This is a genomic window from Escherichia sp. KCJ4928 (assembly GCF_004352695.1).
Taxonomy (GTDB): domain Bacteria; phylum Pseudomonadota; class Gammaproteobacteria; order Enterobacterales; family Enterobacteriaceae; genus ECMA0423.
In genome coordinates this window covers 1-473 of the sequence record NZ_SJWV01000599.1, presented here as the reverse complement: position 1 = coordinate 473, position 473 = coordinate 1, and the positions used below count along the sequence as shown (strand labels likewise).

Here is a 473-nt window from a genome sequence, read left to right as displayed (position 1 = left end):
GAGTTCGTAGTCGCTCTGAACTTGCGTTTCTGCTTACAGCGTAGCCTTAGCTCCTTACGAAGACGTGCCAGTCGGTCACGACCAACGATGATGCCATTCTCTGCCAGCTCCGTCTGGAGCCGCCGGGTTCCATATGTTTCGCGAGTGCGGATATGTGCCACCTTAATCTCCAGTTTTAGCCGCTCATCACTTTGTTTTCTGTCTGAGGGTTCATGCTGTACCCGGTTGTAATAACCGCTCCTGGATACACCAAATACCTGACACATCGCTTCAATGGGAAATTGTTGTCGCCATTGTTCGATTAACGCGTATTTTTCAGCGACTCCTGTGCAAAATACGCTGTTGCTTTTTTAATATATCTCGCTCAAGGCGAGCTTCATTTAACGCCTTACGCAGTTGCAGAATTTCAGATTCCAGTTCAGCCACCGTGCGGGAACCAGGAGTACCGAGCCCTTTTCTGGCGGCGGTAACCC

1 pseudogene is annotated in these 473 nt (G+C 50.1%); it reads right to left on the bottom strand.

Annotated elements, in window-relative coordinates:
• Positions 1–473, bottom strand: a pseudogene (locus E0D98_RS25795) (IS3-like element IS600 family transposase); the annotation flags it as partial.